Genomic DNA, 25,744 nt, shown 5'->3' on the forward strand with positions numbered 1-25,744 from the left:
GCCGGAACCGGTGACTCACTCCGGGACGAGCCCGAGGGCGTGCGCGTACCGGCTGCCGGTGAAGCCACGCACGCCGGGGTACGTCCGCACCCGCTCCCACGTCGGCGTCGACGGCGCCGCCAGGCTCTCGTCGTAGGCCCGACCGCTCTCCCACTCGGCGTAGTTGAGGACGTGGGTGCCGTCGGCGCTGAGGTGGAAGTGGGCGGAGATCAGACCGCGGTGGCCGTCGGGGTCGTCGGCGAGGGCGGCGAGCACCGTGTCGGCGAAGTCCTCGCGGCGCTCGGCCGCGTGCGGCTCGAAGTCGATCCGTACGGTGACGACGAGTCCGGGCACCCTGTCGTCCCCGGCGGCGCGGGTGTGCGAGCGGTGATGGCGGTAGCGGCCGAGTCCCAGCCGCTGGATGCCGGGGACGGCGGTGTCGATCTCGTCGACCCGTTCCTGGCGCCGGGTCTTCGCGAACGCCTCGTAGGCGTGCTCGCCGGTCCACTGGGAGTGGTGCAGGAGCGTGGCGCCGTCGGTCCCGGTGTAGACGTGGTACGAGAGCAGGTCGGCGGTGGGCCACGGGCGGCGCTGCCAGGTGCGGGCGATGGCGTCGACGGTGGCGCGCTGCCGGTCGGGGGTGTCCACCCGCCAGGTGCTGAACAGGGGCGCGCCGACGTCCGGGCGGGTGAGGTCGGGGTGGGTGTCGGTACGGCGGGTCATGCCGGGCCTCCGTGCGGTCGCGGTTCGGGCGTACGGCTCCACCCTTCAACCTCGACCAAACTTGAGGTCAAGCCGCCCGCCAAAAACGGCGCGGCCCGGACGACCCCCTGGCCGCCCTGACCGCGCCCGGCGTACGCCCGTACGCCCCACCACTTCCGCTCAGTGCCCGTTGTGCCGTCGCCGCAGCACGCCCACCGCGACCACCGCCGCACCGGCCGCCGCCCCCGCGACCAGCACCGGCCGCGGATGGCGCAGCCCGGCCTGCACGACCGTGCGGACCGGCTGCGGTGCCCGGTGCTCCACGGCGTGGCCCGCCTGGCTGGCCTTGCCCTGCACGACGTGCCCCGCCTGGGTCGCCCGGTCCTGCACGGTGTGCCCGGCCTGCGCGGCGCTGCTGCGAAGCTGGACCGTCATCGCACCGGCCTTGTCCCTGAAGTCGGCCGCGCGGGCGCGGGCCCGGCCCTTCACATCCGCCTTCGCCGCCAGTTGCTCCACGGTGTCACCGAGTCGGCCCCTGGTCTGCTCCACCTGCTGCCGCAGCTCGTCGGGCCCCTTCGCGCCACCGGTCCCCTTGGCTGCCCTGTCCGTCATCGACGTACCCTTCCGTTGATCTCCTCGGTGGGCACAGGCATGTGCCCGCCTCGGTCAGCGACCATCCGGGTACCCGGCGCGCACGGCGCTACCCCTGTGCCGTGGCACCACCCTCGCGCCCCTGCCCGAGCCGGGCCAACTGGGTCTGGAACCAGTCGAGGCGGGCCTGCAACAGGGCGGCCTCGGCGACGAGTTCGGGCACCCCGAAGGCGTCGGCGGGCCTCCCCTCCCCGGCGACCACCCGCAGCCCCTCCCCCGCCAGCCGCGCGAACGCCGCCAGCGACAGCGACGTACGCCCCCGCACGCACCCCGCGCAGGCGGCCCCGAGGCCCCGCCAGCCGGGCCGCCCCCAGCCCGCGTCGGCCAGCGCGACCGCGGTGGCGCCGCAGGCGCACGGGCCGACGGTCGCCGTGCGTACCCGCTGGCGGGCGTAGCGGAACCCGCGCTCGAAGCGGATGTAGGCGCCCAGGACGGTGACGTGGAGCAGTACGGCGCCCCGGTGCTCGGTGGTGCACAGCAGCCCCTCGGCCACCGCGCGCTCGTGCACGCAGTGGAAGCCGCAGTCGCAGCGGCGGTGCGGTGCCCGGTGCCGCAGGCCGTAGGCGCAGGACGCGTCGGCCAGGACCCCGTACGGCAGCGTGCCGCCCAGCGACACCCCGGTGAACCCGGCCCGGGTGCCGTCCTGGGACAGCACCGGGCGGGCGATCTTGTATCCGGTCGGCGGCTCCGCAGGGCGTTCCTCCGGCAGCCGCAGCCTCATCGGGCGACCGGCACCTCTTCGGGCACGGAGGGCGCGGCCTCGGCGCGCACCTCACCGGTGGTCTCCTCGGGGAGTGGGGTCGCTTCCTCGTGGGTGCCGGGCCGCTCCTGCGCGACTCCGGTGGCGAGTGCCTTGCCGAGCTTCATGACGCCTCCCATGAACTGGGGTCGATGACCGTCCCAGCCATGGTGACCCATGAAGGCCCCGTTCGGCAGGGCGCCTGAGGGGGCGCACGAGGTGCGACACTTAAGGACCCCTTGCCGGTACCTCGCAGCAGAATTAAGTAGATCTGAATGATCACCGCGTCGACACTGCTGCCATGACCTACACCGGCTCCACGCCCCCCTTCGGCCGCGCCCTCTGCGCGATGGTCACGCCCTTCACCGCGTCGGGCGGCCTCGACCTGGACGGCGCGCGGCGGCTCGCCGCCCGGCTGGTGGCCGAGGGCTGCGACGGCCTGGTGCTCTCCGGCACGACGGGCGAGTCACCGACGACGACGGACGCGGAGAAGGCGGCGCTGATCGCCGCCGTCCGGGAGGCGGTGGGCCCCGGGCCCGTGATCGTGGCGGGCGTCGGCACCCCCGACACCCGGCACACCCTCCAGCTCACCGCCGCCGCGCACGAGGCGGGCGCGGACGGCGTCCTCGTCGTCACCCCGTACTACAGCCGACCGCCGCAGGACGCCGTCGAGGCCCACTTCCGGGAGATCGCCGACGCCTCCGCCCTGCCGGTCATGCTCTACGACATCCCGGGCCGCACCGGCACCCGCATCGAGCCGGAGACGCTGCTCCGGCTCGCCGGGCACCCCCGGATCGTCGCCGTCAAGGACTGCTCCTACGACTTCCTCGCCGCCCAGAAGCTCATCGCGGCCACGGAGCTGGCGTACTACGCGGGCTGCGACGAGCACGACCTCGCCCTGTACGCGGTCGGCGCGGCGGGCTACGTCAGCACGGTCGCCAATGTGATCCCCCGTCAACTGCGTGCCGTACTGGACGCGTTCGACGCGGGCGACACGGCGACGGCGGCCCGGCTCCAGCGGGCGGCGGTCCCGCTGGTCGAGGCGATGATGTGCGCGGGCCTCCCCGGCGCGGTGACGGCCAAGGCCCTCCTGGACCGGCTCGACCTGCCCGCGGGCCCGGTCCGCGCCCCGCTGCGCGCGGCGTCCCCGCGGGCGGTGGACGGCCTGCTGACGGCGTACGCGCACGCGACGGGGCCCACCGCCTGACCGGCGGTGGGCCCCTCGTACGGCGTTCAGTCGGCGACCAGTTCGTCCCCGACCAGCCGGAAGTGCTCCAGCACGTCCTCCATCGGGTCGTCGATCTGGCCGACGTTGACCAGCCCGACCCGCGGACCGTTGTGCGAGGCGGTGTTGGTCTCGTCGGCGTGCGCGACACCCGCCGCCGACAGCCAGCACACCGCCGCCGCCGCGGCGACGGCCACCCCGGTCCCCAACCGCTCGTTCCTCATCGCTCCACCCTCGTCTCTCGGACCCTGCGTTCACCCGTTCATCGGGAAAAACGCCTCCGAGGTCACGGAGGGTAATTCTTTCAAGTGATGTTCGTGATCAGTTGTGGGCGTGCAGGATGTCGTTCAGTCCGCCCCACTCGGCGTTGTTGGGGCGGGCCTCGACGGTGCCGGTCACGGAGTTGCGGCGGTAGAGGATGTTGGAGGCGCCGGACAGCTCACGGGCCTTGACGATCTCCCCGTCGGGCATGGTGACGCGGGTTCCCGCGGTGAGGTACAGCCCCGCCTCGACCACGCAGTCGTCACCCAGCGCGATGCCGATACCGGCCTCGGCGCCGACGAGGGACCGCTGCCCGATGGCCACCCGCTCCTTGCCGCCGCCGGACAGCGTGCCCATGGTGGAGGCACCGCCGCCGATGTCGGAGCCGTCCCCGACGACGACGCCCTGCGAGATCCGGCCCTCGACCATGGAGCTGCCGAGGGTGCCCGCGTTGAAGTTGACGAAACCCTCGTGCATCACGGTGGTGCCGGAGGCGAGGTGGGCGCCGAGCCGGACCCGGCCCGCGTCGGCGATCCGCACCCCGGACGGGGCGACGTAGTCGGTCATCCGCGGGAACTTGTCGACGCCGAAGACGCTCAGGTGCATACCGCGGGCGCGGGCGGCCAGCCGCACGGTCTCCAGGGTGTCGACGGCGACCGGGCCGAGCGACGTCCAGGCGACGTTGGCGAGCAGGCCGAAGACGCCGTCAAGGTTGGGCTCGTTCGGCCGGGTCAGCCGGTGCGAGAGCAGGTGCAGGCGCAGATAGACGTCGTGGGTGTCCAGCGGCTTGTCGTCGAGCGAGGAGATGACCGTGCGGACCGCGACGACCTCCACACCGCGCACCTCGTCCCTGCCGAGCGCGGTCACGGCGTGCGTACCGAGCAGCTCGGCGGTACGCGCGGCGTCCAGCCGCTCGGTCCCGGCCGGTCCGGGCTCGACGGCCAGCTCGGGCGCGGGGAACCAGGTGTCGAGAACGGTGCCGTCAGCGGCGACCGTGGCAAGCCCGGCGGCCACGGCGCCGGTGGTACGAGGAGCAGTCGTGTCGGTCATAAGGGCAACCTAACGCCCTCGCCCCCACGGGAGCGAACCGGTCCGCCATACGACCAACGGCTGGCCAGCCAACCTATAGGGGCGCGGGGCTGTGTCCATATGCGGCTCCGCCGCGCGGGCGCGACCAGCCCACCACAACCCGCACCCGGCAACGAACGAGCAACCACCCCACCCGTCACCCGATGACCCTGCCGAGCATCTCCCGAGCCCACCCCTCGTCGTACGGCACACCGAACAGCAGCGCCTCCAGACAGATCCCGTCCACCAACGCCACCACCGCCCGCGCGGTCCCCGCGTCCACCCGCCGCGCCAACCGCCCGGCGAGGTCGTCCGCCCACTCCGCGGCCACGGACCGCAGCGCGGGTCGCCGCAGGGCGGCCAGATACAGCTCGTACTCCAGCTCGACCCCGGCACGATCACCGGACAACCACTCGCCCATCAGAGCGGCAAGTTCGGCGGCGAGGTCACTCGCGGGATCGCTGAGACCGTCCCTTGAGGCGACCAGCCGGGCGAACCCCTCGTTCGCCTGCCGCAACGCGGCGACCAGCAGCTCGTCGAGGGTCTTGAAGTGGTACGTCGTGGAGCCCAGCGGCACGTCCGCCTCCGCCGCCACCGTCCGATGGCTGAGCCCGGCGATGCCCTTCTCCCCCACGACACGCATGGCGGCGTCGATGATCCGACGCCGCCGTTCGGGGTCGTAGCGCCGCGCCATCAGTGCGCGCCGCTGAGATTGAGCACGACCACGCCGACCACGATCAGCGCGATCCCGGCGGCCTTGGCCGCGTTCATGCCCTCGCCGAGGAAGAGCATCCCGATCGTCGCGATGGCCGCCGTCCCGACCCCGGCCCAGATGGCGTACGCCGTGCCCACGGACACGGTCTTCAGGGTCTGCGCGAGCAGCACGAAGGCGACCAGGTACCCCAGTCCGGTCACCAGTGACGGCCAGAGCTTGCTGAAGCCGTCGCTGTACTTCATCGCGGTGGTCGCCGCGACCTCCGCCGCGATGGCACCGGCGAGCAGCAGGTAACCCATGCGTACGAGCGTACACATCGCTGTGTACGCTCGTACGCGGAACGTCTCATCCGGCTGAGACGCCTCAGACGAACTCAGACGTTGAAGCCCAGCGCGCGCAACTGCTCACGCCCGTCGTCCGTGATCTTGTCCGGGCCCCACGGCGGCATCCACACCCAGTTGATCCGCAGCTCGCTGACGAGGCCGTCCGTGGCGGACTTGGCCTGGTCCTCGATGACGTCGGTGAGCGGACACGCCGCCGACGTCAGCGTCATGTCGACGGTGGCGATGTTCGCGTCGTCGACGTGGATGCCGTAGATGAGGCCGAGGTTGACGACGTCGATGCCCAGCTCGGGGTCGACGACGTCCATCAGGGCCTCCCGCAGCTCCTCCTCGGAGGCGGGCTTGGTCTCCACGGTCTCGGTCATGCCGTCTTCCTTTCGGCGTCGGCGCCGCCCAGCGCCTGGGCCGTCGCGTCCTTCCACGCCATCCAGCTCAGGAGGGCGCACTTCACCCGGGCGGGGTACTTGGAGACACCGGCGAACGCGACGGCGTCCTCCAGTACGTCCTCCATGGCGTCGTCGGGCTCGATCTTGCCCTTGGACTGCATCAGCTCCAGGAAGGTCTCCTGGATCTTCCGCGCGTCGGCGACGTCCTTGCCGACGAGCAGGTCGTTCAGCACGGACGCGCTGGCCTGGCTGATGGAGCAGCCCTGGCCCTCGTACGAGACGTCCTCGATGGTCGTGCCGTCGTACTTCACGCGGAGGGTGATCTCGTCACCGCAGGTCGGGTTGACGTGGTGCACCTCGGCGTCGCCATCCCGCAAGCCCCGCCCGTGCGGGTTCTTGTAGTGGTCCAGGATGACTTCCTGGTACATCGAATCCAGCTTCACGGTTCCCAGCACGCCCTTCAGCCGAAGAAGTTCCGTACGTGCTCCAGTCCCTCGACCAGAGCGTCGATCTCGGCCGGGGTGGAGTACAGATAGAACGACGCTCGCGTGGTCGCAGGAATTCCGTAGCGCAGGCAGACGGGGCGGGCGCAGTGGTGGCCGACCCGGACCGCGATGCCCTGCTCGTCGAGGACCTGGCCCACGTCGTGCGGGTGGATGTCACCGAGCGTGAAGGAGATCGCGGCGCCGCGCTCCTCGGCCGTGGTGGGGCCGATGATGCGCAGGTCGGGGACCTCCAGGAGGCGCTTCACCGCGTACTCGGTGAGGGCGTGCTCATGGGCGAGGATCTTGTCCATGCCGAGCGATTCGAGGTAGTCGATCGCCGCGCCCAGACCGACCGCCTGCGCGATCGGCGGGGTGCCCGCCTCGAACTTGTGGGGCGCCGGGGCGTAGGTCGAGGAGTGCATCGACACCGTCTCGATCATCTCGCCGCCGCCCAGGAACGGGGGCAGGTCCTCCAGGAGTTCCTGGCGGCCCCAGAGCACGCCGATGCCGGTCGGGCCGCACATCTTGTGGCCGGTGAAGGCCACGAAGTCGGCCTGGAGGCTCTGCACGTCCAGCGGCATGTGCGGCGCCGCCTGCGAGGCGTCGACGCAGACCAGCGCGCCGACCTCCTGCGCCCGGCGGACGATGGCCTCGACGGGGTTGTGGGTGCCGAGGATGTTGGAGACGAGGACGAAGGAGACGATCTTCGTCTTCTCGGTGATGACCTCGTCGATGGTGGAGAGGTCGAGGCGGCCGTCGTCGGTCAGCCCGAACCACTTCAGCTTCGCGCCCGTGCGCTGCGCGAGCAACTGCCACGGCACGATGTTGGAGTGGTGCTCCATCTCCGTGATGACGATCTCGGTCTCGTGGTCCACCCGGTAGGGCTCGTCGGCCCAGCCGAGCATGTTGGCCACGAGGTTCAGCGACTCCGAGGCGTTCTTGGTGAAGATCACCTCGTCGCGGCTGGGCGCGTTGATGAACGCGGCGACCTTGTCGCGCGCGCCCTCGTACAGCGCCGTGGCCTCCTCGGCGAGCACATGCACACCGCGGTGGACGTTGGCGTTGTAGCGCTCGTAGTACTCGCTGAGGGCGTCCAGCACCTGGCGCGGCTTCTGCGAGGTCGCCGCGTTGTCCAGGTACACGAGCTTCCGGCCGTCGTGGACCTGGCGGTCCAGGATGGGGAAGTCCTTGCGGATCGCCTCGGTGTCGAGGAGGCCCGGCAACTGTGTCACGCTGATACGCCGCCCTTCGTGTACGCCTCGTAGCCCTCGGCCTCCAGCTTGTCGGCCAGTTCGGGGCCGCCCGACTCCACGATCCGGCCGCCCGCGAAGACGTGCACGTGGTCGGGCTTGATGTAGCGCAGGATGCGCGTGTAGTGGGTGATCAGCAGGGTGCCGACCTCGCCGGACTCACGGACCCGGTTGACGCCCTCGGAGACGACGCGCAGGGCGTCGACGTCCAGGCCGGAGTCGGTCTCGTCGAGGATCGCGACCTTCGGCTTGAGCAGTTCGAGCTGGAGGATCTCGTGGCGCTTCTTCTCACCGCCGGAGAAGCCCTCGTTGACGTTGCGCTCGGCGAAGGCGGGGTCCATGTTGAGGCGCTCCATGGCCTCCTTGACCTCCTTCACCCAGGTGCGCAGCTTGGGGGCCTCGCCGCGGATGGCGGTGGCGGAGGTGCGCAGGAAGTTGGAGACCGAGACGCCGGGGACCTCGACGGGGTACTGCATCGCCAGGAACAGGCCCGCGCGGGCGCGCTCGTCGACGGACATCTCGATGACGTCCTCGCCGTCGAGGGTGACGGTGCCGCTGGTGATCGTGTACTTCGGGTGACCCGCGAGGGAGTAGGCGAGGGTCGACTTGCCGGAGCCGTTGGGGCCCATGATGGCGTGCGTCTCGCCCTGCTTCACGGTGAGGTCGACGCCCTTGAGGATCTCCTTCGTGGCGTTGTCGGCCTCGACGGTGACGTGCAGGTCTCGGATTTCAAGCGTTGCCATGGGTGCCTCAGGACTCCTGGGTGACGGAGACGAGCACATCGTCCCCTTCGATCTTTACGGGGTATACGGGGACGGGGCGCGTCGCGGGAAGGCCGGACGGCTTGCCGGTGCGGAGGTCGAAGCTGGAGCCGTGCAGCCAGCACTCGATCTGGCAGTCCTCCACCTCGCCCTCGGAGAGCGAGACGTTCGCGTGGGAGCAGATGTCGTGGATCGCGAACACCTCCCCCTCGGTACGGACGACCGAGACCGGCGTGCCGTCGAGTTCCACCCGCTTCGGGGTGTCCTCCTCCAGCTCGTCCAGCCCACAGGCGCGTACGAACGTCATGCGACGGACGCCTCCAGCTCCTCTTCGATCTTGGCGAGGAGGCGCTCCTCGATGTCCTCCAGGCCGATCTGCTGGACCAGCTCGGCGAAGAAGCCGCGGACCACCAGGCGGCGGGCCTCGAACTCCGGGATGCCGCGGGCCATCAGGTAGAAGAGCTGCTCGTCGTCGAAGCGGCCGGTGGCGCTGGCGTGCCCGGCGCCGACGATCTCGCCGGTCTCGATCTCCAGGTTGGGGACGGAGTCGACGCGGGCGCCGTCGGTGAGGACGAGGTTGCGGTTCATCTCGTAGGTGTCGGTGCCCTCGGCCTTGGCCTCGATCAGCACGTCACCGATCCACACCGCGTGCGCCTGCTCGCCCTGGAGGGCGCCCTTGTAGACGACGTTGGACTTGCAGTGCGGGACGTTGTGGTCGACCAGGAGGCGGTGCTCCTGGTGCTGGCCCTGGTCGGTGAAGTACAGGCCGAACAGCTCGGCCTCGCCGCCGGGACCGGCGTAGGTGACGCGCGGGTGCAGCCGTACGACATCGCCGCCGAAGGTGACGACGACCGACTTGAAGGAGGCGTCGCGGCCGACGAGGGCGTTGTGCTGGGCGACGTGGACGGCCTTGTCGTCCCAGTCCTGCACGGAGACGACGGTCAGCTTGGCGCCGTCCCCGAGGACGTAGTCGACGCCTGCGGCGAGCACGGCGTCACCGGTGTGGTCGATGACGACGACGGCCTCGGCGAACGCGCCCAGCTCGATGACCTGGTGGCCGTAGGCGGTGCCGCCCTCGCCGTGCACCGCGATGCGGATCGGCTCGGTGAGGACGGTCTCCTTGGGCACGGTCACGACCGAGGCCCGCTCGAAGGCGCTGTACGCCTGCGCGGCGACGCGGTCCACCGGGGTGCCCGCCCGGCCGAGGCGGGCGTCGTCGCGGCCGACCGTCTCGACGGTGACGCCCTCGGGCGCCTCCACGGCGACCTTGACGCCCTCGCCGGTGGCGACGGCGGTGCCGTCGTGCAGGCCGCGCAGCCGCTCCAGCGGGGTGAACCGCCACTCCTCCTCCCGGCCGTGCGGGACGGGGAAGTCCGCGACGTCGAAGGACGGGGGCGCGCTCATGCGGGTGGCGACGGTCGAGTCCGCCTCGGCGGCGACCGCGATGGCACCGGCGGTCGTCGAACCGACCGGGATGTTCTGAGCCTCAGCCATGGCTGTCGTAGTGCTCGCTTTCCGTTACGTAAGGGGCGTGATGGGAGGGCCGGGCGGGCGGTTAGCCGACCGCGCCTTCCATCTGCAGCTCGATCAGCCGGTTGAGTTCGAGCGCGTACTCCATGGGCAGTTCCTTGGCGATCGGCTCGACGAAGCCGCGCACGATCATCGCCATCGCCTCGTCCTCGCTGAGGCCGCGGCTCATCAGGTAGAAGAGCTGGTCCTCGGAGACCTTGGAGACGGTCGCCTCGTGGCCCATGGACACGTCGTCCTCGCGGACGTCGACGTAGGGGTAGGTGTCGGAGCGGGAGATGGTGTCGACGAGCAGCGCGTCGCAGAGCACGTTCGACTTGGAGCCGGGGGCGCCCTCACCGATCTCGATCAGACCGCGGTAGGAGGTACGGCCGCCACCGCGCGCCACCGACTTGGAGACGATGTTCGACGAGGTGTTGGGGGCCATGTGGACCATCTTGGCGCCCGCGTCCTGGTGCTGGCCCTCGCCCGCGAAGGCGATGGACAGGGTCTCGCCCTTGGCGTGCTCGCCCATCAGGTAGACGGCCGGGTACTTCATCGTGACCTTGGAGCCGATGTTGCCGTCGATCCACTCCATGGTCGCGCCCTCGTACGCCACGGCGCGCTTGGTGACCAGGTTGTAGACGTTGTTCGACCAGTTCTGGATGGTCGTGTAGCGGCAGCGGGCGTTCTTCTTGACGATGATCTCGACGACCGCGGAGTGCAGCGAGTCCGACTTGTAGATCGGCGCGGTGCAGCCCTCGACGTAGTGCACGTAGGCGCCCTCGTCGACGATGATCAGGGTCCGCTCGAACTGGCCCATGTTCTCGGTGTTGATCCGGAAGTACGCCTGGAGCGGGATCTCCACGTGGACGCCCGGCGGGACGTAGATGAACGAGCCGCCCGACCACACGGCGGTGTTCAGCGCCGCGAACTTGTTGTCACCGGCGGGGATGACCGTCCCGAAGTACTCCTTGAACAGCTCCGGGTGCTCCTTCAGCGCGGTGTCGGTGTCGAGGAAGATGACGCCCTGCTCCTCCAGGTCCTCGCGGATCTGGTGGTAGACGACCTCCGACTCGTACTGCGCGGCGACACCGGCGACGAGGCGCTGCTTCTCCGCCTCCGGGATGCCGAGCTTGTCGTAGGTGTTCTTGATGTCCTCGGGGAGGTCCTCCCAGGACTCCGCCTGCTTCTCCGTGGAGCGCACGAAGTACTTGATGTTGTCGAAGTCGATGCCGGAGAGGTCGGAGCCCCAGTTCGGCATGGGCTTCTTCTCGAAGAGCCTCAGGCCCTTCAGGCGGAGCTTGGTCATCCACTCCGGCTCGGACTTCTTGTCCGAGATGTCGCGGACGACGTCCTCGTTCAGGCCGCGCTTGGCGGACGCACCGGCCTCGTCGGAGTCGGCCCAGCCGTATTCGTACTTGCCCAGGCCCTCGAGTTCGGGGTGGGCAGTCTCCGTGGGGAGCGTCATGCGGGGTTCCTCCCGGCCGTGCTAGCGGATGCGTCAGTATCAGCAGGATCAGTTGAAGAAATCTTGGGGATGAACGTCGTGCAGACGCCGTCGCCGTGCGCGATGGTCGCCAGCCGCTGGACGTGCGTTCCGAGGAGTTCGGCGAAGATCTCGGTCTCCGCCTCGCACAGTTGCGGGAACTTCTCGGCGACATGGGCGACCGGGCAGTGGTGCTGGCACAACTGTTCGCCGACCGGTGCGCTGCGCGCCGTAGCAGCGTACCCGTCCGCGCTCAGGGCCTTGGCCAGCGCCTCGGCGCGTTTGTCGGGGGCCGCGGAGTCGATCGCCCGGCGGTAGGCGCCCGCCTGGGCGGCGATCCGGGCGCGGGCGAACGCGGCGACCGCCTCGCTGCCGCCCTCGCGCTCCGCGATCCAGCCGAGGGCGTCCGCGGCGAGCTTGTCGTAGGACTGGTCGAAGGCGTCCCGGCCGCAGTCCGTCAGCGCGAAGACCTTGGCGGGGCGGCCCCGGCCGCGGGCGCCGTACACCCGCCGCTCCCGGGCCTCCACGACGCCGTCGGCGCCGAGCGCGTCCAGGTGCCTGCGCACCGCCGCCTGGGTGAGACCCAGCCGTCCGGCGAGTTCGGCGACGGTCGAGGGCCCGTGGTCCAGGATGGACCGCGCGACGCGGTTGCGCGTGGAGCGCTCACCGGTCGCGAACTCCTCCTGCGGGGCCCCCTGGGGGGTCTCCCGAGCCTCGCCGACGTTTTTCACAACGCCATTGTTGCGTAATTCCTCGAACTCCGGCAAGCCGCGTCTGGATCATCCACCGGTGCGCTGCGTCACTTAGGCATACCTAATCTGACCTGCGAAAACGATCACTGAGCCGCCGCACCGGCCGCGTGAGTGCGGAGAGGAGTACGGGCACTCGTCCTCCTGAGCGCCCCGCGCGCCGGAGCCTCCCGTCCGTGCCGGGAGTTCCCGCACCCGCCCGCCGGACGGCCGTGCGGGCTACCTAGACTCAGGGGTCATGCGATACGAGCCCGTGGTCCAGGTCCAGGCCCTGGTGCAGCGGTACGGCGACAAGACCGCGGTGGACGGCCTCGACCTGGTGGCCCAGGCGGGCATCACCGCCGTCCTCGGACCCAACGGCGCGGGCAAGACGACGACCGTCGAGACCTGCGAGGGCTACCGGCGACCGGACTCCGGCACGGTGCGCGTCCTCGGCCTCGACCCGGTACGGCAGTCCCGGGAGCTGCGGCCCCGCGTCGGGGTGATGCTCCAGTCCGGCGGCGTGTACTCCGGCGCCCGCGCCGAGGAGATGCTCCGGCACGTCGCCAAGCTGCACGCCCACCCCCTGGACGTGCCCGCGCTCATCGAACGGCTCGGCCTCGGCTCCTGCGGCCGGACGCCGTACCGTCGCCTGTCCGGCGGGCAGCAGCAGCGCCTCGCGCTGGCGATGGCCGTGGTCGGCCGCCCCGAGCTGGTCTTCCTCGACGAGCCGACCGCCGGACTCGACCCACAGGCCCGCCGCGCCACCTGGGACCTGGTGCGCGACCTGCGCGCCGACGGCGTCTCCGTGATCCTCACCACCCACCACATGGACGAGGCCGAGCAGCTCGCCGACGACGTCGCCATCATCGACGCGGGCCGCGTCATCGCCCAGGGCTCCCCCGAGCGGCTGTGCCGCGGTGGCGCCGAGAACACCCTGCGGTTCTCCGGCCGCCCCGGCCTCGACGTCGGCTCCCTGCTCAAGGCGCTCCCCGCCGACAGCGCCGCCGCCGAGCTGACCCCGGGCTCCTACCGGGTCACCGGCAAGGTCGACCCGCAACTGCTGGCGACGGTCACCTCCTGGTGCGCCCAGCACGGGGTGATGCCGGAGCGGATCTCGGTGGAGCGGCACACCCTCGAAGACGTGTTCTTGGAGCTGACCGGCAAGGAGCTGCGCTCGTGACCTCCCCCCTCGGGAACCCCGCCGGGACCTACGCCCCCCGGCCCGGCGCCGCCCCGCTGCCCCGCATGATCGCCGCGCAGGCCGCGCTGGAGACGCGGATGCTGCTGCGCAACGGCGAGCAACTGCTGCTGACGGTGATCATCCCGACGCTGCTGCTGGTGCTGTTCTCCACCGTCGACGTCGTCGACACCGGCGCGGACGAGGCCGTCGACTTCCTCGCCCCCGGCATCCTCGCGCTCTCCGTGATGTCCACGGCGTTCACCGGGCAGGCCATCGCCACCGGCTTCGAGCGCCGCTACGGCGTGCTGAAGCGGCTCGCCGCCTCCCCGTTGCCGCGCTGGGGCCTGATGGCCGCCAAGACGGTGTCCGTGCTGGTCACCGAGGTGCTCCAGGTGCTCCTGGTGACGGGCATCGCGCTCGCCCTCGGCTGGTCGCCGCAGGGCAACCCGCTCGCGGTGGTGGTGCTGCTCGTGCTCGGCACGGCCGCGTTCTCCGGGCTCGGGCTGCTGATGGCGGGCACGCTGCGGGCGGAGGCGACGCTCGCCGCGGCGAACCTGGTCTTCCTGCTGCTGCTCGTCGGCGGCGGCGTCATCGTCCCGCTGGACAAGTTCCCGGACGCCGCGCAGGACGTCCTCGGGCTGCTGCCGATCACGGCGCTCTCCGACGGCCTGCGGGACGTCCTCCAGCACGGCGCCGGGACGCCGTGGGGTGACCTGGGCGTCCTCGCCGTCGGGGCGGTGGCCGGGCTGGCCGCGGCGGGGCGCTTCTTCCGCTGGGAGTGACGGCCTCCACGGACCCTCGTGAAAGCGTGCACAAACCCCGTCCTACGATGGTGAGCGTGCCAAACCTGACCCGCGCGGACGCCCAGGCCGCGCTGCGCAACCCGCTCGCCTTCATCGCCGCACGCTGGACCCCGGACCCCCGGACGGTACGGCGGGCGGCGCTCGCCGCGCTCGTCATGGCGGTCGTGATCGTCGTCACCGGCGGCGCCGTCCGGCTCACCGGCTCCGGTCTGGGCTGCCCGACCTGGCCCAAGTGCACCGAGGACTCGCTGACCAACACCAGCGCGATGGGCGTGCACGGCGTCATCGAGTTCGGCAACCGGCTGCTGACCTACGTGCTGTGCGCGGCCGTCGGCTGGGCGATCATCGCCGCCCGCTCGCGGAAGCCGTACCGGCGCGGCCTGACCCGGCTCGGCTGGGCGCAGTTCTGGGTGGTCATGGGCAACGCCGTCCTCGGCGGCATCGTCGTGCTGGTCGGCCTCAACCCGTACACCGTCGCGGCGCACTTCCTGCTCTCCACCGCGCTGATCACCGTCGCCGCGGTGATGTGGCAGCGCACCCGCGAGGGCGACGCCGCGCCCCGGCCGCTGGTCGGCGAGCCGGTGCGGCAGCTCGTGTGGGTGCTGGTCGCGGTGGCGGGGCTGCTGGTCGCCGTCGGCACGGTGGTGACCGGCGCGGGCCCGCACGCGGGCGACTCCCGCGAGGTCCCGCGCATGGACGTGCCGTGGGAGGCGGTCACCCGGCTGCACTCGCTGATGGCGTGGGTGGTGGTGACCCTCGCCTTCGCGCTGTGGTTCGTGCTGAAGGCGGTGGACGCGCCGCGCGGCCCGCTGGACCGGACGCGTGACCTGTTCCTGGTGCTGCTCGCCCAGGGGGTCGTCGGCTACACCCAGTACTTCACCAACCTCCCCGAGATCCTGGTCGGCGTGCACATGCTGGGCTCCTGCCTGGTGTGGATCGCGGTGCTGCGGGTGCTGCTGTCCCTGCGTGAGCGCCCCGAGGCCCAGGTGACCGTCGTCCCGGCGGCGCCCGCCGCTCAGGCGTACGAGGCCACCAGCGCGTCGATCGCGGGCCCCAGGTAGGCCCGGGTCAGCTCGCCGCGCCGCGCCGTCCACTCCTCGGTGGGCGGCGCGGGGTCGTCGTAGCGCCGTAGCCGGATGTCCTCGACGACCTCGGCGGGGGCGCCCAGGGCGAGGAGTTCCACCAGGGAGTCGCGCTTGGTGATCAGCCGTCCCTCGCGCAGGGTGACGGCGGCGCGGGCGTACGTCGTCAGGCCCACGTCGACCCAGTCGTCCCGGCGCCAGCGCGGGGCGTGCTCGACCGCGGGCCGCCAGAAGTCCCGCTGGTCGCGCAGGACGAAGGCGCGCAGTTCGGCGTCCGGCACCGGCGGCAGCAGTTCGGCGGGGCCCGCGCCGTACAGGACGCGCCCGAAGGTGTGCAGCTCGCGCCGGGCGACGGGGCTCACCGGCCGCATGAAGAGCCGCTCGTGCGCCCAGGTCAGGTGCCGCCGGTCCGCTCCCGCCGCCGAGCCCGGCGTCAGATAGGTGCAGTGCAGCCCGGCCGCGAGCGGCTCGGCGCGCAGCCGGGCGTGCAGCAGGGCCAGCCGCCAGACGGTGCCCGGCGTGAGCGGGCCGGGCAGCACGGCGACCAGGTCCAGGTCACTGCGTCCCTCCTGGTAGTCGCCCCCGGCCAGCGAGCCGTGCGCCCAGAGGGCGACGGGATCGGCGAGGCCGGTGAGGCCGGTGAGGCCGGTGAGGAAGCGGTCGAGCAGTGCGTCGGTCGGCATGGGGGCAGTCTGTCCACCCCCGACCCGCCTGTACACGCGCGCGCCCTCAACCCTCCGTCCCGGCTCACCCCGCCCGGCGTCCCCACGCTCACCCCAGCACCGTGGACCCGCGCACCCGTCACTCCAGCCCGTACACCCGCCGTGCGTTCCCGGACGCGATCAGACCGGCGACCCGCTGCGCGTCCGTAAGCGACCACGCCCCCTCCGCGACCCAGGTGCCGAGCACCCTCGCGAGGGCCTCGCGGAAGAGGCGGGCGCCGACCACGTGCAGCTCCGGCAGGCCCTGCGCGCCGCTGGAGAAGAGGATCTTGCCGAAGGGGGCCAGCTCCAGGATCTCGGCGAGGACGGTGGCGGCGCGGGCGCCGGTGCGCACCAGGGCGGCGCCGGAGTCGGCGTACACGTGCGGGAAGACCCCGGCGAGGTGGGCGGCGTGCCGGTGGTACGGGTAGCCGTGCAGCAGGACCAGGTCGGTGCCGAGCCCGGCGGTGGCCCGTACGAAGTCGGTCAGCAGCACCGGGTCGGTGCGGTCGATGCGCAGCCCCGGCTCCCCGAGCCCGGCGTGGAGCTGGAGCGGCCTGCCGGTGGCGACGGCGATCCACAGCAGGTGCCGCAGCAGCACCGGGTCGGTCAGCGCACCCCCGACCCGGCGCCCGGCGAGCCAGCGGGCCGCCGCGCCGCGCACCTCGCCGGGGCCGGGCGGCTCGGGCGCGAGGGCGAGTCCGTGCCGGGCGCCCGCGACGGAGGTGAAGGCGACGGCGTGCGCGGCGGCACCGTGCACGGACTCGGCGAGGTTGGCGAGCAGCGCCTCGACGGTGCCGGAGGTGTCGGCGACCTGCTCGGCGAGGAGTTCGAGGCGGACGATCTCATGGGCGTCGGCGGCGGACGCCGAGGCCAGCTCGGGGGGCGGGGTGAGGTCGCCGGGGAGGCCGGTGTCGACCAGGTAGGTGGTGATGCCGCTGCCGCGCAGCAACCGGCGGCCCGCCTCCAGGGCGCCGAGTTCCCGGCGCCGGGCGAGGTAGCGGGCGGGCGCGCAGTGCGGCTCCAGGCCGAGCAGCGGGGGGCACCAGCGGCGTACCGCGAAGCCGGTCTGGGTGTCGAACAGGGTGGTGCCCGGCGCGGGCGGTCCCTCGGTGCGCGCGAGCTGGGCCTCGAAGGTGCCGAGGCCCAGCTCGGTACGGAGTACGCCGTGGCAGTACTGGTCCACGAGGGACGGCGTGTCGATCATCCGGGCTCCCCGTGTCGGACCGCGTGCGAGCGCCACCGCTCTTTGCTGTCCTAACGGGTGGACCGGGCGTCAGGTGTTGGGACCGGCCTCAGTCGTTGGCGGGGCCGCCCAACTGGATGCCCGCCATCCGGTTCCATTCGTACGGTCCGGTCTTCACCTTGGCCGCGAACTCACCGTCGAACGTCTCGTGGACGGTGATCCCGGACGCGCGCACCGCCTGCTCGGCGATGGCGTGGGTGGGCGCGACCAGGTCGCCCCAGCCGCCGTCCGCGCCGACGAGGACGATCCGGGCGCCGCGCTGCCCGAGGTAGGCCACCTGGCCCTCGGCACCGCCGTGCGCCTTGCTGAAGGCGCCGATCTGCCGGGCGAGGCGGGCCGCCCTGCGTGCCGCCCTCTTGTCCTCGACCTTCGCGTCAACCGCTTGCGTGTCTGCCATGGCCAGGATGCTACCGACGGGTAGATCAAACGGCGACGGGCGGGGTGCGTGGCCTTGGCCACGCACCCCGCCCGGGAAGCCGTGTCAGCGCAGGAAGGGGTCCACCGCCACCGCGACGAAGAGCAGCGACACATAGGTGATGGACCAGTGGAACAGCCGCATCTCCTTCAGCTTCGCGCCCGTCACCTCGGCCTTGGCCCGGTTCTGCAGGGCGTGCGCCTCCCACAGCCACCAGCCGCCCGCGGCCAGCGCGACCAGCGTGTAGAACCAGCCGGTGTAGCCCAGCGGGGTGAGCAGCAGCGACGCGCCGACCATCACCCAGGAGTAGAGGACGATCTGCCGGGCTACGACCTTGTTGGAGGCGATCACCGGCAGCATCGGCACGCCCACGCGTGCGTAGTCGTCCTTCACCTTCATCGACAGCGGCCAGTAGTGCGGCGGCGTCCAGAAGAAGATGACGAGGAACAGGATCAGCGGCGCGTACGACACCGAGTTGGTCACCGCCGACCAGCCGATCAGCACCGGCATACAGCCCGCGATGCCGCCCCAGACGATGTTCTGCGAGGTGCGGCGCTTGAGGATCATCGTGTAGACGACGACGTAGAAGAGGAGCGCGCCGAGGGAGAGCCAGGCGGAGAGCCAGTTGACGGCGAGGCCGAACAGCAGGGTGGAGACGACGCCGAGGGTGATGCCGAAGGCGAGGCACTCGCGCGGGCTGACCATCCCGGTGACCAGGGGGCGCTGCGAGGTGCGGTCCATCAGCGCGTCGATGTCCCGGTCGATGTACATGTTGAGCGCGTTGGCGCCGCCCGCGGAGAGGTAGCCCGCGAAGCAGGTGATCAGCACCAGGCCGAGGTCGGGCACGCCCTGCTCGGCGAGGAACATCACCGGAACGGTGGTGATCAGCAGCAGCTCGATGATCCGCGGCTTGGTCAGCGCCACGAACGCCTTGACACGGGCCCCGAACGGCCGGTGACTCGGGCTCTGGCTCGTCCCGACAACCCCCGCAGGACGGGATTCAACGGCCGTCACGCACACCCCTGACAGAGACTCCCAGCGAGCCGCCCCGTGTGAACTCCGGGTAAAGGCTCGCGCGTACCACGCCACTGTAGACGTTGCCCATACCCCGGCCTTCGCGGGGGTGGGTTCGTGTTGGCGGAGCCGCTCACGGGACCGTTCCGAGGGCTCGATTGAGCACTCGGATGAGGGGGTCCGTATTCATGTGTCGAACGTGGTCGGAGCTGGTCGGGAGGCGGATTTGAAAGAGTCCCGGCAGTCTGGAATCTCTCGAAAAGACGCACGTCCCTCCGGGGGTAGGCTCGACTGCGGCCGGTGGGCCAGAACACACCGGCATCCGACATGTGGAGAGGAGCCCTGACCCAGGGTGAGCACCAAGCCGACCACCACAGACCTCGAGTGGACCGAGCTGGACCAGCGGGCCGTCGACACCGCACGCGTCCTCGCCGCCGACGCCGTACAGAAGGTCGGCAACGGCCATCCGGGTACGGCGATGAGCCTCGCGCCCGCCGCCTACACCCTCTTCCAGAAGGTGATGCGGCACGACCCGGCTGACCCGGACTGGACCGGACGGGACCGCTTCGTGCTGTCCGCGGGCCATTCGTCCCTGACCCTCTACACCCAGCTCTACCTGGCCGGTTTCGGCCTGGAGCTGGACGATCTGAAGGCCTTCCGCACCTGGGGCTCCAAGACCCCGGGGCACCCCGAGTACGGCCACACCAAGGGCGTGGAGACCACGACCGGCCCGCTCGGGCAGGGTGTCGCCAACGCCGTGGGCATGGCGATGGCCGCCCGCTACGAGCGCGGCCTGTTCGACCCGGAGGCGGCCGAGGGCACCTCGCCCTTCGACCACTACGTCTACTGCGTCGCCGGTGACGGCTGCCTCCAGGAGGGCATCTCCGCCGAGGCGTCCTCGCTGGCCGGGCACCAGAAGCTGGGCAACCTGATCCTGCTGTGGGACGACAACCACATCTCGATCGAGGGCGACACCGAGACCGCGGTCTCCGAGGACACCGTCAAGCGGTACGAGGCGTACGGCTGGCACGTCCAGCGGGTCGCCCCGAAGCCGGACGGCGACCTCGACCCGCACGCCCTGTACGACGCGATCGAGGCGGCCAAGCAGGTCACCGACCGGCCGTCGTTCATCGCGATGCGCTCGATCATCGCCTGGCCCGCCCCGAACGCGCAGAACACCGAGGCCGCGCACGGCTCGGCGCTCGGCGACGAGGAGGTCGCGGCCACCAAGCGCGTCCTCGGCTTCGACCCGGAGCGGTCCTTCGAGGTCTCCGACGAGGTCATCGGGCACACCCGGCAGGCCGTCGAGCGGGGCCGCCAGGCCAAGGCGGAGTGGGAGAAGCAGCTCCAGGAGTGGCGCAACGCCAACCCCGAGCGGGCCGCCGAGTTCGACCGGATCAGCAAGGGCGAGCTGCCCGAGGGCTGGGAGTCGCACATCCCCGTCTTCGAGCCGGGCAAGGGCGTCGCCACCCGCGCCGCCTCCGGCAAGGTGCTCCAGGCGCTCGGCGCGGTGGTGCCGGAGCTGTGGGGCGGCTCGGCCGACCTCGCGGGCTCCAACAACACCACCATCGACAAGACCAGCTCCTTCCTCCCCGCGGGCAACCCGCTCCCGGAGGCCGACCCGTACGGGCGCACGGTCCACTTCGGCATCCGCGAGCACGCCATGGCCGCGGAGATGAACGGCATCGCCCTGCACGGCAACACCCGGATCTACGGCGGCACCTTCCTGGTGTTCTCCGACTACATGCGCAACGCCGTGCGGCTGTCGGCGCTGATGCACCTGCCGGTGACGTACGTGTGGACGCACGACTCCATCGGCCTCGGTGAGGACGGTCCGACGCACCAGCCCGTGGAGCACCTGGCGTCGCTGCGCGCGATCCCGGGGCTGAACGTGGTGCGCCCGGCCGACGCCAACGAGACCGCGATCGCCTGGCGCGAGATCCTGCGCCGCTGGACGAAGGAGTTCGGCAAGGGCGCCCCGCACGGTCTGGCGCTGACCCGCCAGGGCGTGCCGACGTACGAGCCGAACGAGGACGCCGCCAAGGGCGGGTACGTGCTGTTCGAGGCCGAGGGCGGCGACGCCCAGGTGATCCTGATCGGCACCGGTTCCGAGGTGCAGGTCGCGGTCGCGGCGCGCGAGCAGCTCCAGGCGGCGGGCGTGCCGACCCGGGTGGTGTCGATGCCGTCCGTGGAGTGGTTCGAGGAGCAGGACCAGGGGTACCGGGACAGCGTCCTGCCGCCGAGTGTGAAGGCACGGGTCGCCGTCGAGGCGGGCATCGGGCTCACCTGGCACCGGTACGTCGGGGACGCCGGTCGCATCGTCTCCCTGGAGCACTTCGGCGCGTCCGCCGACGGCAAGGTCCTCTTCCGCGAGTTCGGCTTCACCGCCGAGAACGTGGCCGCGGCGGCGCGGGAATCGCTGGCCGCCGCTCAGCGCTGACGCTCACATACGACACGTAGGAGATGCAATTTCCATGACAGACGCACTGAAGCGCCTCTCCGAGGAAGGCGTCGCGATCTGGCTGGACGACCTGTCGCGGAAGCGGATCACGTCCGGCAACCTCGCCGAGCTGCTCGACGAGCAGCACGTCGTGGGCGTCACCACCAACCCGACGATCTTCCAGAAGGCGATCAGCAGCGGCGACGGCTACGAGCAGCAGCTCGCGGACCTCGCCGCCCGCAAGGTCACCGTCGAGGAGGCCGTCCGCATGATCACCACGGCGGACGTCCGGGACGCCGCCGACATCCTGCACCCGGTGTTCGAGGCGACCGGCGGCCAGGACGGCCGGGTCTCCATCGAGGTCGACCCGCGGCTCGCCCACCACACCCGCGCGACCGTCGCGGAGGCCAAGCAGCTCGCGTGGCTGGTGGACCGCCCGAACACGCTGATCAAGATCCCGGCGACCAAGGCGGGCCTCCCGGCGATCACCGAGGTGATCGGCAACGGGATCAGCGTCAACGTCACGCTGATCTTCTCCCTGGAGCGCTACCGCGAGGTGATGGACGCCTACCTCAGCGGTCTGGAGCAGGCCAAGGCGAAGGGCCTGGACCTCTCCAAGATCCACTCGGTCGCCTCCTTCTTCGTGTCCCGCGTGGACACCGAGATCGACAAGCGGATCGACGCGCTCGGCACCGACGAGGCCAAGGCGCTGCGCGGCAAGGCCGCCATCGCCAACGCCCGCCTCGCCTACCAGGCGTACGAGGAGGTGTTCTCGTCCGACCGCTGGTCGGCGCTGGAGAACGCGGGCGCCAACAAGCAGCGTCCGCTGTGGGCGTCGACGGGCGTGAAGGACCCGGCGTACCAGGACACGATGTACGTCACCGACCTGGTCGCGCCGAACACCGTGAACACCATGCCGGAGGCCACTCTGCTGGCCACCGAGGACCACGGGCAGATCACCGGGGACGCCGTCACCGGCACGTACGAGCAGGCGCGTGCCGACCTGGACGCGGTCGAGGCGCTCGGCATCAAGTACGACGACGTGGTGCAGCTCCTGGAGGACGAGGGCGTCGAGAAGTTCGAGGCGTCCTGGAACGACCTGCTGGCGTCCACCGAGGCCGAGCTGAAGCGCCTCGCCCCCGCGGAGGGCTGACACCTTGTCTCCCTCAGTCACCGGAGCGAACCCGCTTCGTGACCCGGCGGACCGACGGCTCCCGCGCATCGCGGGGCCGTCGGGCCTGGTGATCTTCGGCGTCACGGGCGATCTGTCGCGGAAGAAGCTGATGCCCGCGGTGTACGACCTCGCGAACCGGGGTCTGCTGCCGCCGGGCTTCTCACTGGTCGGCTTCGCCCGCCGCGACTGGGAGAACGAGGACTTCGCCCAGGTCGTGCACGACGCCGTCAAGGAGCACGCCCGCACCCCGTTCCGCGAGGAGGTCTGGCAGCAGCTCCTCCAGGGGATGCGGTTCGTGCAGGGCACCTTCGACGACGACGACGCGTTCGAGCGGCTGCGCGGCACCATCGAGGACCTGGACAAGGCGCAGGGCACGGGCGGCAACTTCGCGTTCTACCTCTCCGTGCCGCCGAGTTCCTTCCCGGTGGTCATCCAGCAGCTCAAGAAGCACGGGCTGGCCGACCAGCAGAACGGCTCGTGGCGGCGCGCGGTCATCGAGAAGCCGTTCGGGCACGACCTGAAGTCGGCCGAGGAGCTGAACAAGGTCGTCCACGAGGTCTTCGCCCCGGACCAGGTCTTCCGCATCGACCACTACCTGGGCAAGGAGACCGTCCAGAACATCCTGGCGCTGCGGTTCGCCAACACCATGTTCGAGCCGATCTGGAACCGGTCCTTCGTGGACCACGTGCAGATCACCATGGCGGAGGACATCGGCATCGGCGGCCGGGCGGGGTACTACGACGGCATCGGCGCCGCCCGTGACGTCATCCAGAACCACCTGCTCCAGTTGATGGCGCTGACCGCGATGGAGGAGCCCGCCTCCTTCGACGCCGACGCGCTGGCGGCGGAGAAGACGAAGGTGCTCGGCGCGGTCCGGCTGCCGCGGGACCTGGGCCGGGACACCGTGCGCGGGCAGTACGCGGCGGGCTGGCAGGGCGGCGCGAAGGTGATCGGCTACCTCGACGAGGAGGGCATCGACGCCAAGTCGAAGACCGACACCTTCGCGGCGATCAAGCTGGGCATCGACAACCGCCGCTGGGCGGGCGTCCCCTTCTACCTGCGCACCGGCAAGCGCCTTGGCCGCCGGGTCACCGAGATCGCGGTGGTCTTCCAGCGCGCCCCGCACTCCCCCTTCGACACCACGGCGACGGAGGAGCTGGGCTCCAACGCGATCGTCATCCGCGTCCAGCCGGACGAGGGCGTGACGGTCCGCTTCGGCTCCAAGGTGCCGGGCACCTCGATGGAGATCCGGGACGTGTCCATGGACTTCGCGTACGGCGAGTCGTTCACGGAGTCCAGCCCGGAGGCGTACGAGCGGCTCATCCTCGACGTGCTGCTGGGCGACGCCAACCTGTTCCCACGCACCGAGGAGGTCGAGCTGTCCTGGAAGATCCTCGACCCGATCGAGGAGTACTGGGACACCAACGGCAGGCCCGCCCAGTACCCGGCGGGGACCTGGGGGCCGGTCGAGGCGGACGAGATGCTGCGGCGAGACGGACGGAGCTGGCGGCGGCCATGAAGATCGACCTGACCGACACCACCTCCAGCAAGATAAACAAGGCGCTGGTGCAGGGCCGCCGCGCGATCGGCACCCCGGCCGTGGGCATGGTCCTCACCCTCGTCATCGTCACCGACGAGGAGAACGCCTACGACGCCCTGAAGGCCGCGGGCGACGCCTCGCACGAGCACCCCTCGCGCACCCTGGTCGTCATCAAGCGGGTCTCCCGCTCGCCCCGGGACCGCACCCAGTCCCGCCTGGACGCCGAGGTGCGCCTCGGTGCCGAGGCGGGCACCGGGGAGACGGTGGTGCTGCGGCTGTACGGCGAGGTGGCCGACCACGCCCAGTCGGTGGTGCTGCCGCTGCTGCTGCCGGACGCCCCCGTGGTCGTCTGGTGGCCGGTGAACGCGCCGCTCGACCCGGCGAAGGACCCCCTCGGCGCGCTGGCCCAGCGCCGGGTCACCGACACCTACGCCGCCGAGCGGCCGGTCAGGGACCTCGCCGCCCGCGCCGACACCTACACCCCCGGCGACACGGACCTGTCGTGGACCCGCATCACGCCCTGGCGGTCGATGCTGGCCGCGGCCCTGGACCAGGTCACCTGCGAGGTGCAGGGCGTCGAGGTGGAGGGCGAGGAGTTCAACCCGAGCTGTGAGCTGCTGGCGATGTGGCTCGCGGAGCGGCTGGACGTGCCCGTCAAGCGGTCGGTGTCCGGCGGCCCGGGTCTGACGGCGGTGCGGATGGCGACCGACTGCGGTCCGATCGTCCTGGACCGGGCCGACGGGACCCTCGCCACGCTCTCCATCCAGGGCCAGCCGCAGCGGGCCGTGGCGCTCAAGCGCCGCGACACCGCGGAGCTGATCGCGGAGGAGCTGCGCAGGCTGGACCCGGACGACACCTACGCCTCCGCCCTGCGGTACGGGGTGCGGCGGCTGAACCCGGCCGCGGACGAGGCGGTCGCGCGGGAGCCGGACGCGCAGGAGCCGGTCGCTGTTCCGGCGCCCGAGGCGTCGGCGGCGAAGGCGCCCGCGAAGAAGGCCGCCAAGAAGGCCCCGGTGAGGAAGGCGGCGGCGAAGTGAACACCCCGCAGCTCGTCGTGCACCACGACAAGGAGCTGATGGCGCAGGCCGCCGCGGCCCGGCTGATCACCAAGGTGGTGGACGCGCAGACCTCGCGCGGGTCGGCGTCCGTCGTGCTGACCGGGGGCCGCAACGGCAACGGCCTGCTGGCCGCGCTGGCGGCGGCGCCCGCCCGGGACGCCATCGACTGGGGCCGCCTCGACCTGTGGTGGGGCGACGAGCGGTTCCTGCCCGAGGGCGACCCGGACCGCAATGTCACCCAGGCCCGCGAGGCGCTGCTGGACGCGGTGCCGCTGGACCCGAAGCGCGTGCACGCCATGCCCGCGTCGGACGGCCCGTGCGGCGGTGACGTGGACGCGGCGGCGGCGGCCTACGCGGAGGAGCTGGCGGCGGCGGCCGGACCGGAGGCGCACGCCCCGGTGCCGTCCTTCGACGTGCTGATGCTGGGCGTCGGCCCGGACACCCACGTCGCCTCGCTCTTCCCGGAGCTGCCCGCCGTACGGGAGACCGAGCGCACCGTCGTCGGGGTGCACGGCGCGCCCAAGCCGCCGCCGACCCGGGTGACGCTGACCCTGCCCGCGATCCGCGCCGCCCGTGAGGTGTGGCTGCTGGCCGCGGGTGAGGACAAGGCGCGGGCCGCGGCGATCGCGCTGTCCGGCGCCGGGGAGGTCCAGGCCCCCGCGGCGGGCGCCCGGGGCCGGGCGCGCACCCTGTGGCTGCTGGACGACGCGGCGGCCTCGCAGTTGCCGCGGTCGCTGTACCCACCGGCGTCACCGTGACGCGACCGGGGCCCCGCTCGCCGCCGCGAGCGGGGCCCCGGAGT

General features: G+C 71.6%; 29 protein-coding genes. 9 read left to right on the forward strand and 20 right to left on the reverse strand.

Going from position 1 to position 25,744, the window contains the following annotated elements; translation table 11 throughout:
* Nucleotides 1-15 precede the first annotated feature (15 nt).
* The 4 genes from ACFQZ6_RS08215 to ACFQZ6_RS08230 form a co-directional block, all read right to left on the reverse strand.
* A complete protein-coding gene (locus ACFQZ6_RS08215; RefSeq protein WP_381606150.1) occupies nucleotides 16-702 on the reverse strand; it encodes a hypothetical protein in 687 nt (228 codons plus the stop codon).
* Nucleotides 703-861: 159 nt separating this feature from the next.
* A complete protein-coding gene (locus tag ACFQZ6_RS08220; protein ID WP_381606152.1) occupies nucleotides 862-1,293 on the reverse strand; it encodes a DUF3618 domain-containing protein in 432 nt (143 codons plus the stop codon).
* Between the two features lie 88 nt (nucleotides 1,294-1,381).
* Nucleotides 1,382-2,053, reverse strand: coding sequence for a hypothetical protein (locus ACFQZ6_RS08225; protein ID WP_381606154.1), 672 nt, complete (start codon nucleotides 2,051-2,053; stop codon nucleotides 1,382-1,384).
* Nucleotides 2,050-2,199 carry a hypothetical protein gene (locus ACFQZ6_RS08230; protein WP_381606156.1) on the reverse strand — a complete coding sequence of 50 codons (150 nt, stop codon included), beginning with the start codon at nucleotides 2,197-2,199 and terminating at the stop codon, nucleotides 2,050-2,052. Before ACFQZ6_RS08230 ends, ACFQZ6_RS08225 begins: the two co-directional genes overlap by 4 nt.
* Nucleotides 2,200-2,372: 173 nt before the next feature.
* Here ACFQZ6_RS08230 and dapA point away from each other — a divergent pair, with 173 nt between their 5' ends.
* A complete protein-coding gene (gene dapA, locus ACFQZ6_RS08235; protein WP_381606158.1) occupies nucleotides 2,373-3,278 on the forward strand; it encodes a 4-hydroxy-tetrahydrodipicolinate synthase in 906 nt (301 codons plus the stop codon).
* A 26-nt stretch (nucleotides 3,279-3,304) separates the two neighbouring features.
* Here the strand turns inward: dapA and ACFQZ6_RS08240 are convergent, their stop codons facing one another.
* The 12 genes from ACFQZ6_RS08240 to ACFQZ6_RS08295 all read right to left on the reverse strand — a co-directional run bounded on the left by ACFQZ6_RS08240 (nucleotide 3,305) and on the right by ACFQZ6_RS08295 (nucleotide 12,289).
* On the reverse strand, nucleotides 3,305-3,520 hold the full coding sequence (locus ACFQZ6_RS08240) for a hypothetical protein (RefSeq protein ID WP_381606160.1): 216 nt from the start codon (nucleotides 3,518-3,520) through the stop codon (nucleotides 3,305-3,307).
* Nucleotides 3,521-3,617: 97 nt separating this feature from the next.
* Entirely contained in the window at nucleotides 3,618-4,607 is a 990-nt protein-coding gene (dapD, locus tag ACFQZ6_RS08245; RefSeq protein ID WP_381606162.1) for a 2,3,4,5-tetrahydropyridine-2,6-dicarboxylate N-succinyltransferase, read from the reverse strand.
* Between the two features lie 175 nt (nucleotides 4,608-4,782).
* On the reverse strand, nucleotides 4,783-5,319 hold the full coding sequence (locus ACFQZ6_RS08250) for a TetR/AcrR family transcriptional regulator (protein ID WP_381606164.1): 537 nt from the start codon (nucleotides 5,317-5,319) through the stop codon (nucleotides 4,783-4,785).
* Nucleotides 5,319-5,639, reverse strand: coding sequence for a DMT family transporter (locus tag ACFQZ6_RS08255; protein WP_381606166.1), 321 nt, complete (start codon nucleotides 5,637-5,639; stop codon nucleotides 5,319-5,321). The genes ACFQZ6_RS08250 and ACFQZ6_RS08255 overlap by 1 nt, the downstream gene beginning before the upstream one ends.
* Nucleotides 5,640-5,713: 74 nt before the next feature.
* Complete coding sequence (locus ACFQZ6_RS08260; protein WP_381606168.1) at nucleotides 5,714-6,046, reverse strand: metal-sulfur cluster assembly factor; 333 nt, start codon at nucleotides 6,044-6,046, stop codon at nucleotides 5,714-5,716.
* Nucleotides 6,043-6,510, reverse strand: coding sequence for a Fe-S cluster assembly sulfur transfer protein SufU (sufU, locus tag ACFQZ6_RS08265; protein ID WP_381606170.1), 468 nt, complete (start codon nucleotides 6,508-6,510; stop codon nucleotides 6,043-6,045). The genes ACFQZ6_RS08260 and sufU overlap by 4 nt, the downstream gene beginning before the upstream one ends.
* Before the next feature lie 17 nt (nucleotides 6,511-6,527).
* Nucleotides 6,528-7,784, reverse strand: coding sequence for a cysteine desulfurase (locus ACFQZ6_RS08270; protein ID WP_381606172.1), 1,257 nt, complete (start codon nucleotides 7,782-7,784; stop codon nucleotides 6,528-6,530).
* A complete protein-coding gene (sufC, locus tag ACFQZ6_RS08275) occupies nucleotides 7,781-8,545 on the reverse strand; it encodes a Fe-S cluster assembly ATPase SufC (RefSeq protein ID WP_381606173.1) in 765 nt (254 codons plus the stop codon). The genes ACFQZ6_RS08270 and sufC overlap by 4 nt, the downstream gene beginning before the upstream one ends.
* A 7-nt stretch (nucleotides 8,546-8,552) precedes the next feature.
* Nucleotides 8,553-8,870, reverse strand: a complete 318-nt coding sequence (locus ACFQZ6_RS08280; protein ID WP_381606175.1) for a non-heme iron oxygenase ferredoxin subunit — start codon at nucleotides 8,868-8,870, stop codon at nucleotides 8,553-8,555.
* Nucleotides 8,867-10,057: a Fe-S cluster assembly protein SufD gene (gene sufD, locus ACFQZ6_RS08285; RefSeq protein WP_381606176.1), complete on the reverse strand. Its 1,191-nt coding sequence runs from the start codon at nucleotides 10,055-10,057 to the stop codon at nucleotides 8,867-8,869. Before sufD ends, ACFQZ6_RS08280 begins: the two co-directional genes overlap by 4 nt.
* A gap of 61 nt (nucleotides 10,058-10,118) precedes the next feature.
* Nucleotides 10,119-11,540, reverse strand: coding sequence for a Fe-S cluster assembly protein SufB (gene sufB / locus ACFQZ6_RS08290; protein ID WP_381606178.1), 1,422 nt, complete (start codon nucleotides 11,538-11,540; stop codon nucleotides 10,119-10,121).
* On the reverse strand, nucleotides 11,537-12,289 hold the full coding sequence (locus ACFQZ6_RS08295) for a helix-turn-helix transcriptional regulator (protein WP_381606180.1): 753 nt from the start codon (nucleotides 12,287-12,289) through the stop codon (nucleotides 11,537-11,539). The genes sufB and ACFQZ6_RS08295 overlap by 4 nt, the downstream gene beginning before the upstream one ends.
* A gap of 256 nt (nucleotides 12,290-12,545) precedes the next feature.
* On the opposite strand from ACFQZ6_RS08295, the gene ACFQZ6_RS08300 reads away from it, so the two are divergent.
* The 3 genes from ACFQZ6_RS08300 (at nucleotide 12,546) to ACFQZ6_RS08310 (ending at nucleotide 15,333) form a co-directional block, all read left to right on the forward strand.
* A complete protein-coding gene (locus ACFQZ6_RS08300; protein ID WP_381606182.1) occupies nucleotides 12,546-13,469 on the forward strand; it encodes an ABC transporter ATP-binding protein in 924 nt (307 codons plus the stop codon).
* A gap of 65 nt (nucleotides 13,470-13,534) precedes the next feature.
* Entirely contained in the window at nucleotides 13,535-14,251 is a 717-nt protein-coding gene (locus tag ACFQZ6_RS08305; RefSeq protein WP_381618146.1) for an ABC transporter permease, read from the forward strand.
* 47 nt (nucleotides 14,252-14,298) lie between these two features.
* Nucleotides 14,299-15,333, forward strand: a complete 1,035-nt coding sequence (locus ACFQZ6_RS08310; RefSeq protein ID WP_381606184.1) for a COX15/CtaA family protein — start codon at nucleotides 14,299-14,301, stop codon at nucleotides 15,331-15,333.
* Here the strand turns inward: ACFQZ6_RS08310 and ACFQZ6_RS08315 are convergent.
* The 4 genes from ACFQZ6_RS08315 to ACFQZ6_RS08330 all read right to left on the reverse strand — a co-directional run bounded on the left by ACFQZ6_RS08315 (nucleotide 15,288) and on the right by ACFQZ6_RS08330 (nucleotide 18,736).
* Nucleotides 15,288-16,037, reverse strand: a complete 750-nt coding sequence (locus ACFQZ6_RS08315) for a nucleotidyltransferase (RefSeq protein ID WP_381606186.1) — start codon at nucleotides 16,035-16,037, stop codon at nucleotides 15,288-15,290. The genes ACFQZ6_RS08310 and ACFQZ6_RS08315 overlap by 46 nt on opposite strands.
* Nucleotides 16,038-16,155: 118 nt before the next feature.
* Entirely contained in the window at nucleotides 16,156-17,262 is a 1,107-nt protein-coding gene (locus ACFQZ6_RS08320; protein WP_381606188.1) for an amidohydrolase family protein, read from the reverse strand.
* An 88-nt stretch (nucleotides 17,263-17,350) separates the two neighbouring features.
* Entirely contained in the window at nucleotides 17,351-17,698 is a 348-nt protein-coding gene (locus ACFQZ6_RS08325; protein WP_381606190.1) for a hypothetical protein, read from the reverse strand.
* A gap of 84 nt (nucleotides 17,699-17,782) precedes the next feature.
* Nucleotides 17,783-18,736 (reverse strand): heme o synthase, encoded by a 954-nt coding sequence (locus ACFQZ6_RS08330; protein ID WP_381606192.1) that lies wholly within the window; start codon nucleotides 18,734-18,736, stop codon nucleotides 17,783-17,785.
* Nucleotides 18,737-19,082: 346 nt separating this feature from the next.
* Between ACFQZ6_RS08330 and tkt the strand changes: the two genes are divergently transcribed.
* From tkt to pgl, 5 genes are read left to right on the forward strand one after another with little or no spacing between them, the layout of a single operon-like run.
* A complete protein-coding gene (tkt, locus tag ACFQZ6_RS08335; RefSeq protein WP_381606194.1) occupies nucleotides 19,083-21,170 on the forward strand; it encodes a transketolase in 2,088 nt (695 codons plus the stop codon).
* 34 nt (nucleotides 21,171-21,204) lie between these two features.
* Nucleotides 21,205-22,323 (forward strand): transaldolase, encoded by a 1,119-nt coding sequence (gene tal, locus ACFQZ6_RS08340; RefSeq protein ID WP_381606197.1) that lies wholly within the window; start codon nucleotides 21,205-21,207, stop codon nucleotides 22,321-22,323.
* 4 nt (nucleotides 22,324-22,327) lie between these two features.
* A complete protein-coding gene (gene zwf / locus ACFQZ6_RS08345) occupies nucleotides 22,328-23,863 on the forward strand; it encodes a glucose-6-phosphate dehydrogenase (protein WP_381606199.1) in 1,536 nt (511 codons plus the stop codon).
* A complete protein-coding gene (gene opcA / locus ACFQZ6_RS08350; RefSeq protein WP_381606201.1) occupies nucleotides 23,860-24,921 on the forward strand; it encodes a glucose-6-phosphate dehydrogenase assembly protein OpcA in 1,062 nt (353 codons plus the stop codon). Before zwf ends, opcA begins: the two co-directional genes overlap by 4 nt.
* Nucleotides 24,918-25,700: a 6-phosphogluconolactonase gene (gene pgl, locus ACFQZ6_RS08355; protein WP_381606204.1), complete on the forward strand. Its 783-nt coding sequence runs from the start codon at nucleotides 24,918-24,920 to the stop codon at nucleotides 25,698-25,700. Before opcA ends, pgl begins: the two co-directional genes overlap by 4 nt.
* The last annotated feature ends 44 nt before the right edge of the window (nucleotides 25,701-25,744 follow it).

This window comes from Streptomyces flavalbus, assembly GCF_042674625.1.
Lineage (GTDB): Bacteria > Actinomycetota > Actinomycetes > Streptomycetales > Streptomycetaceae > Streptomyces > Streptomyces flavalbus.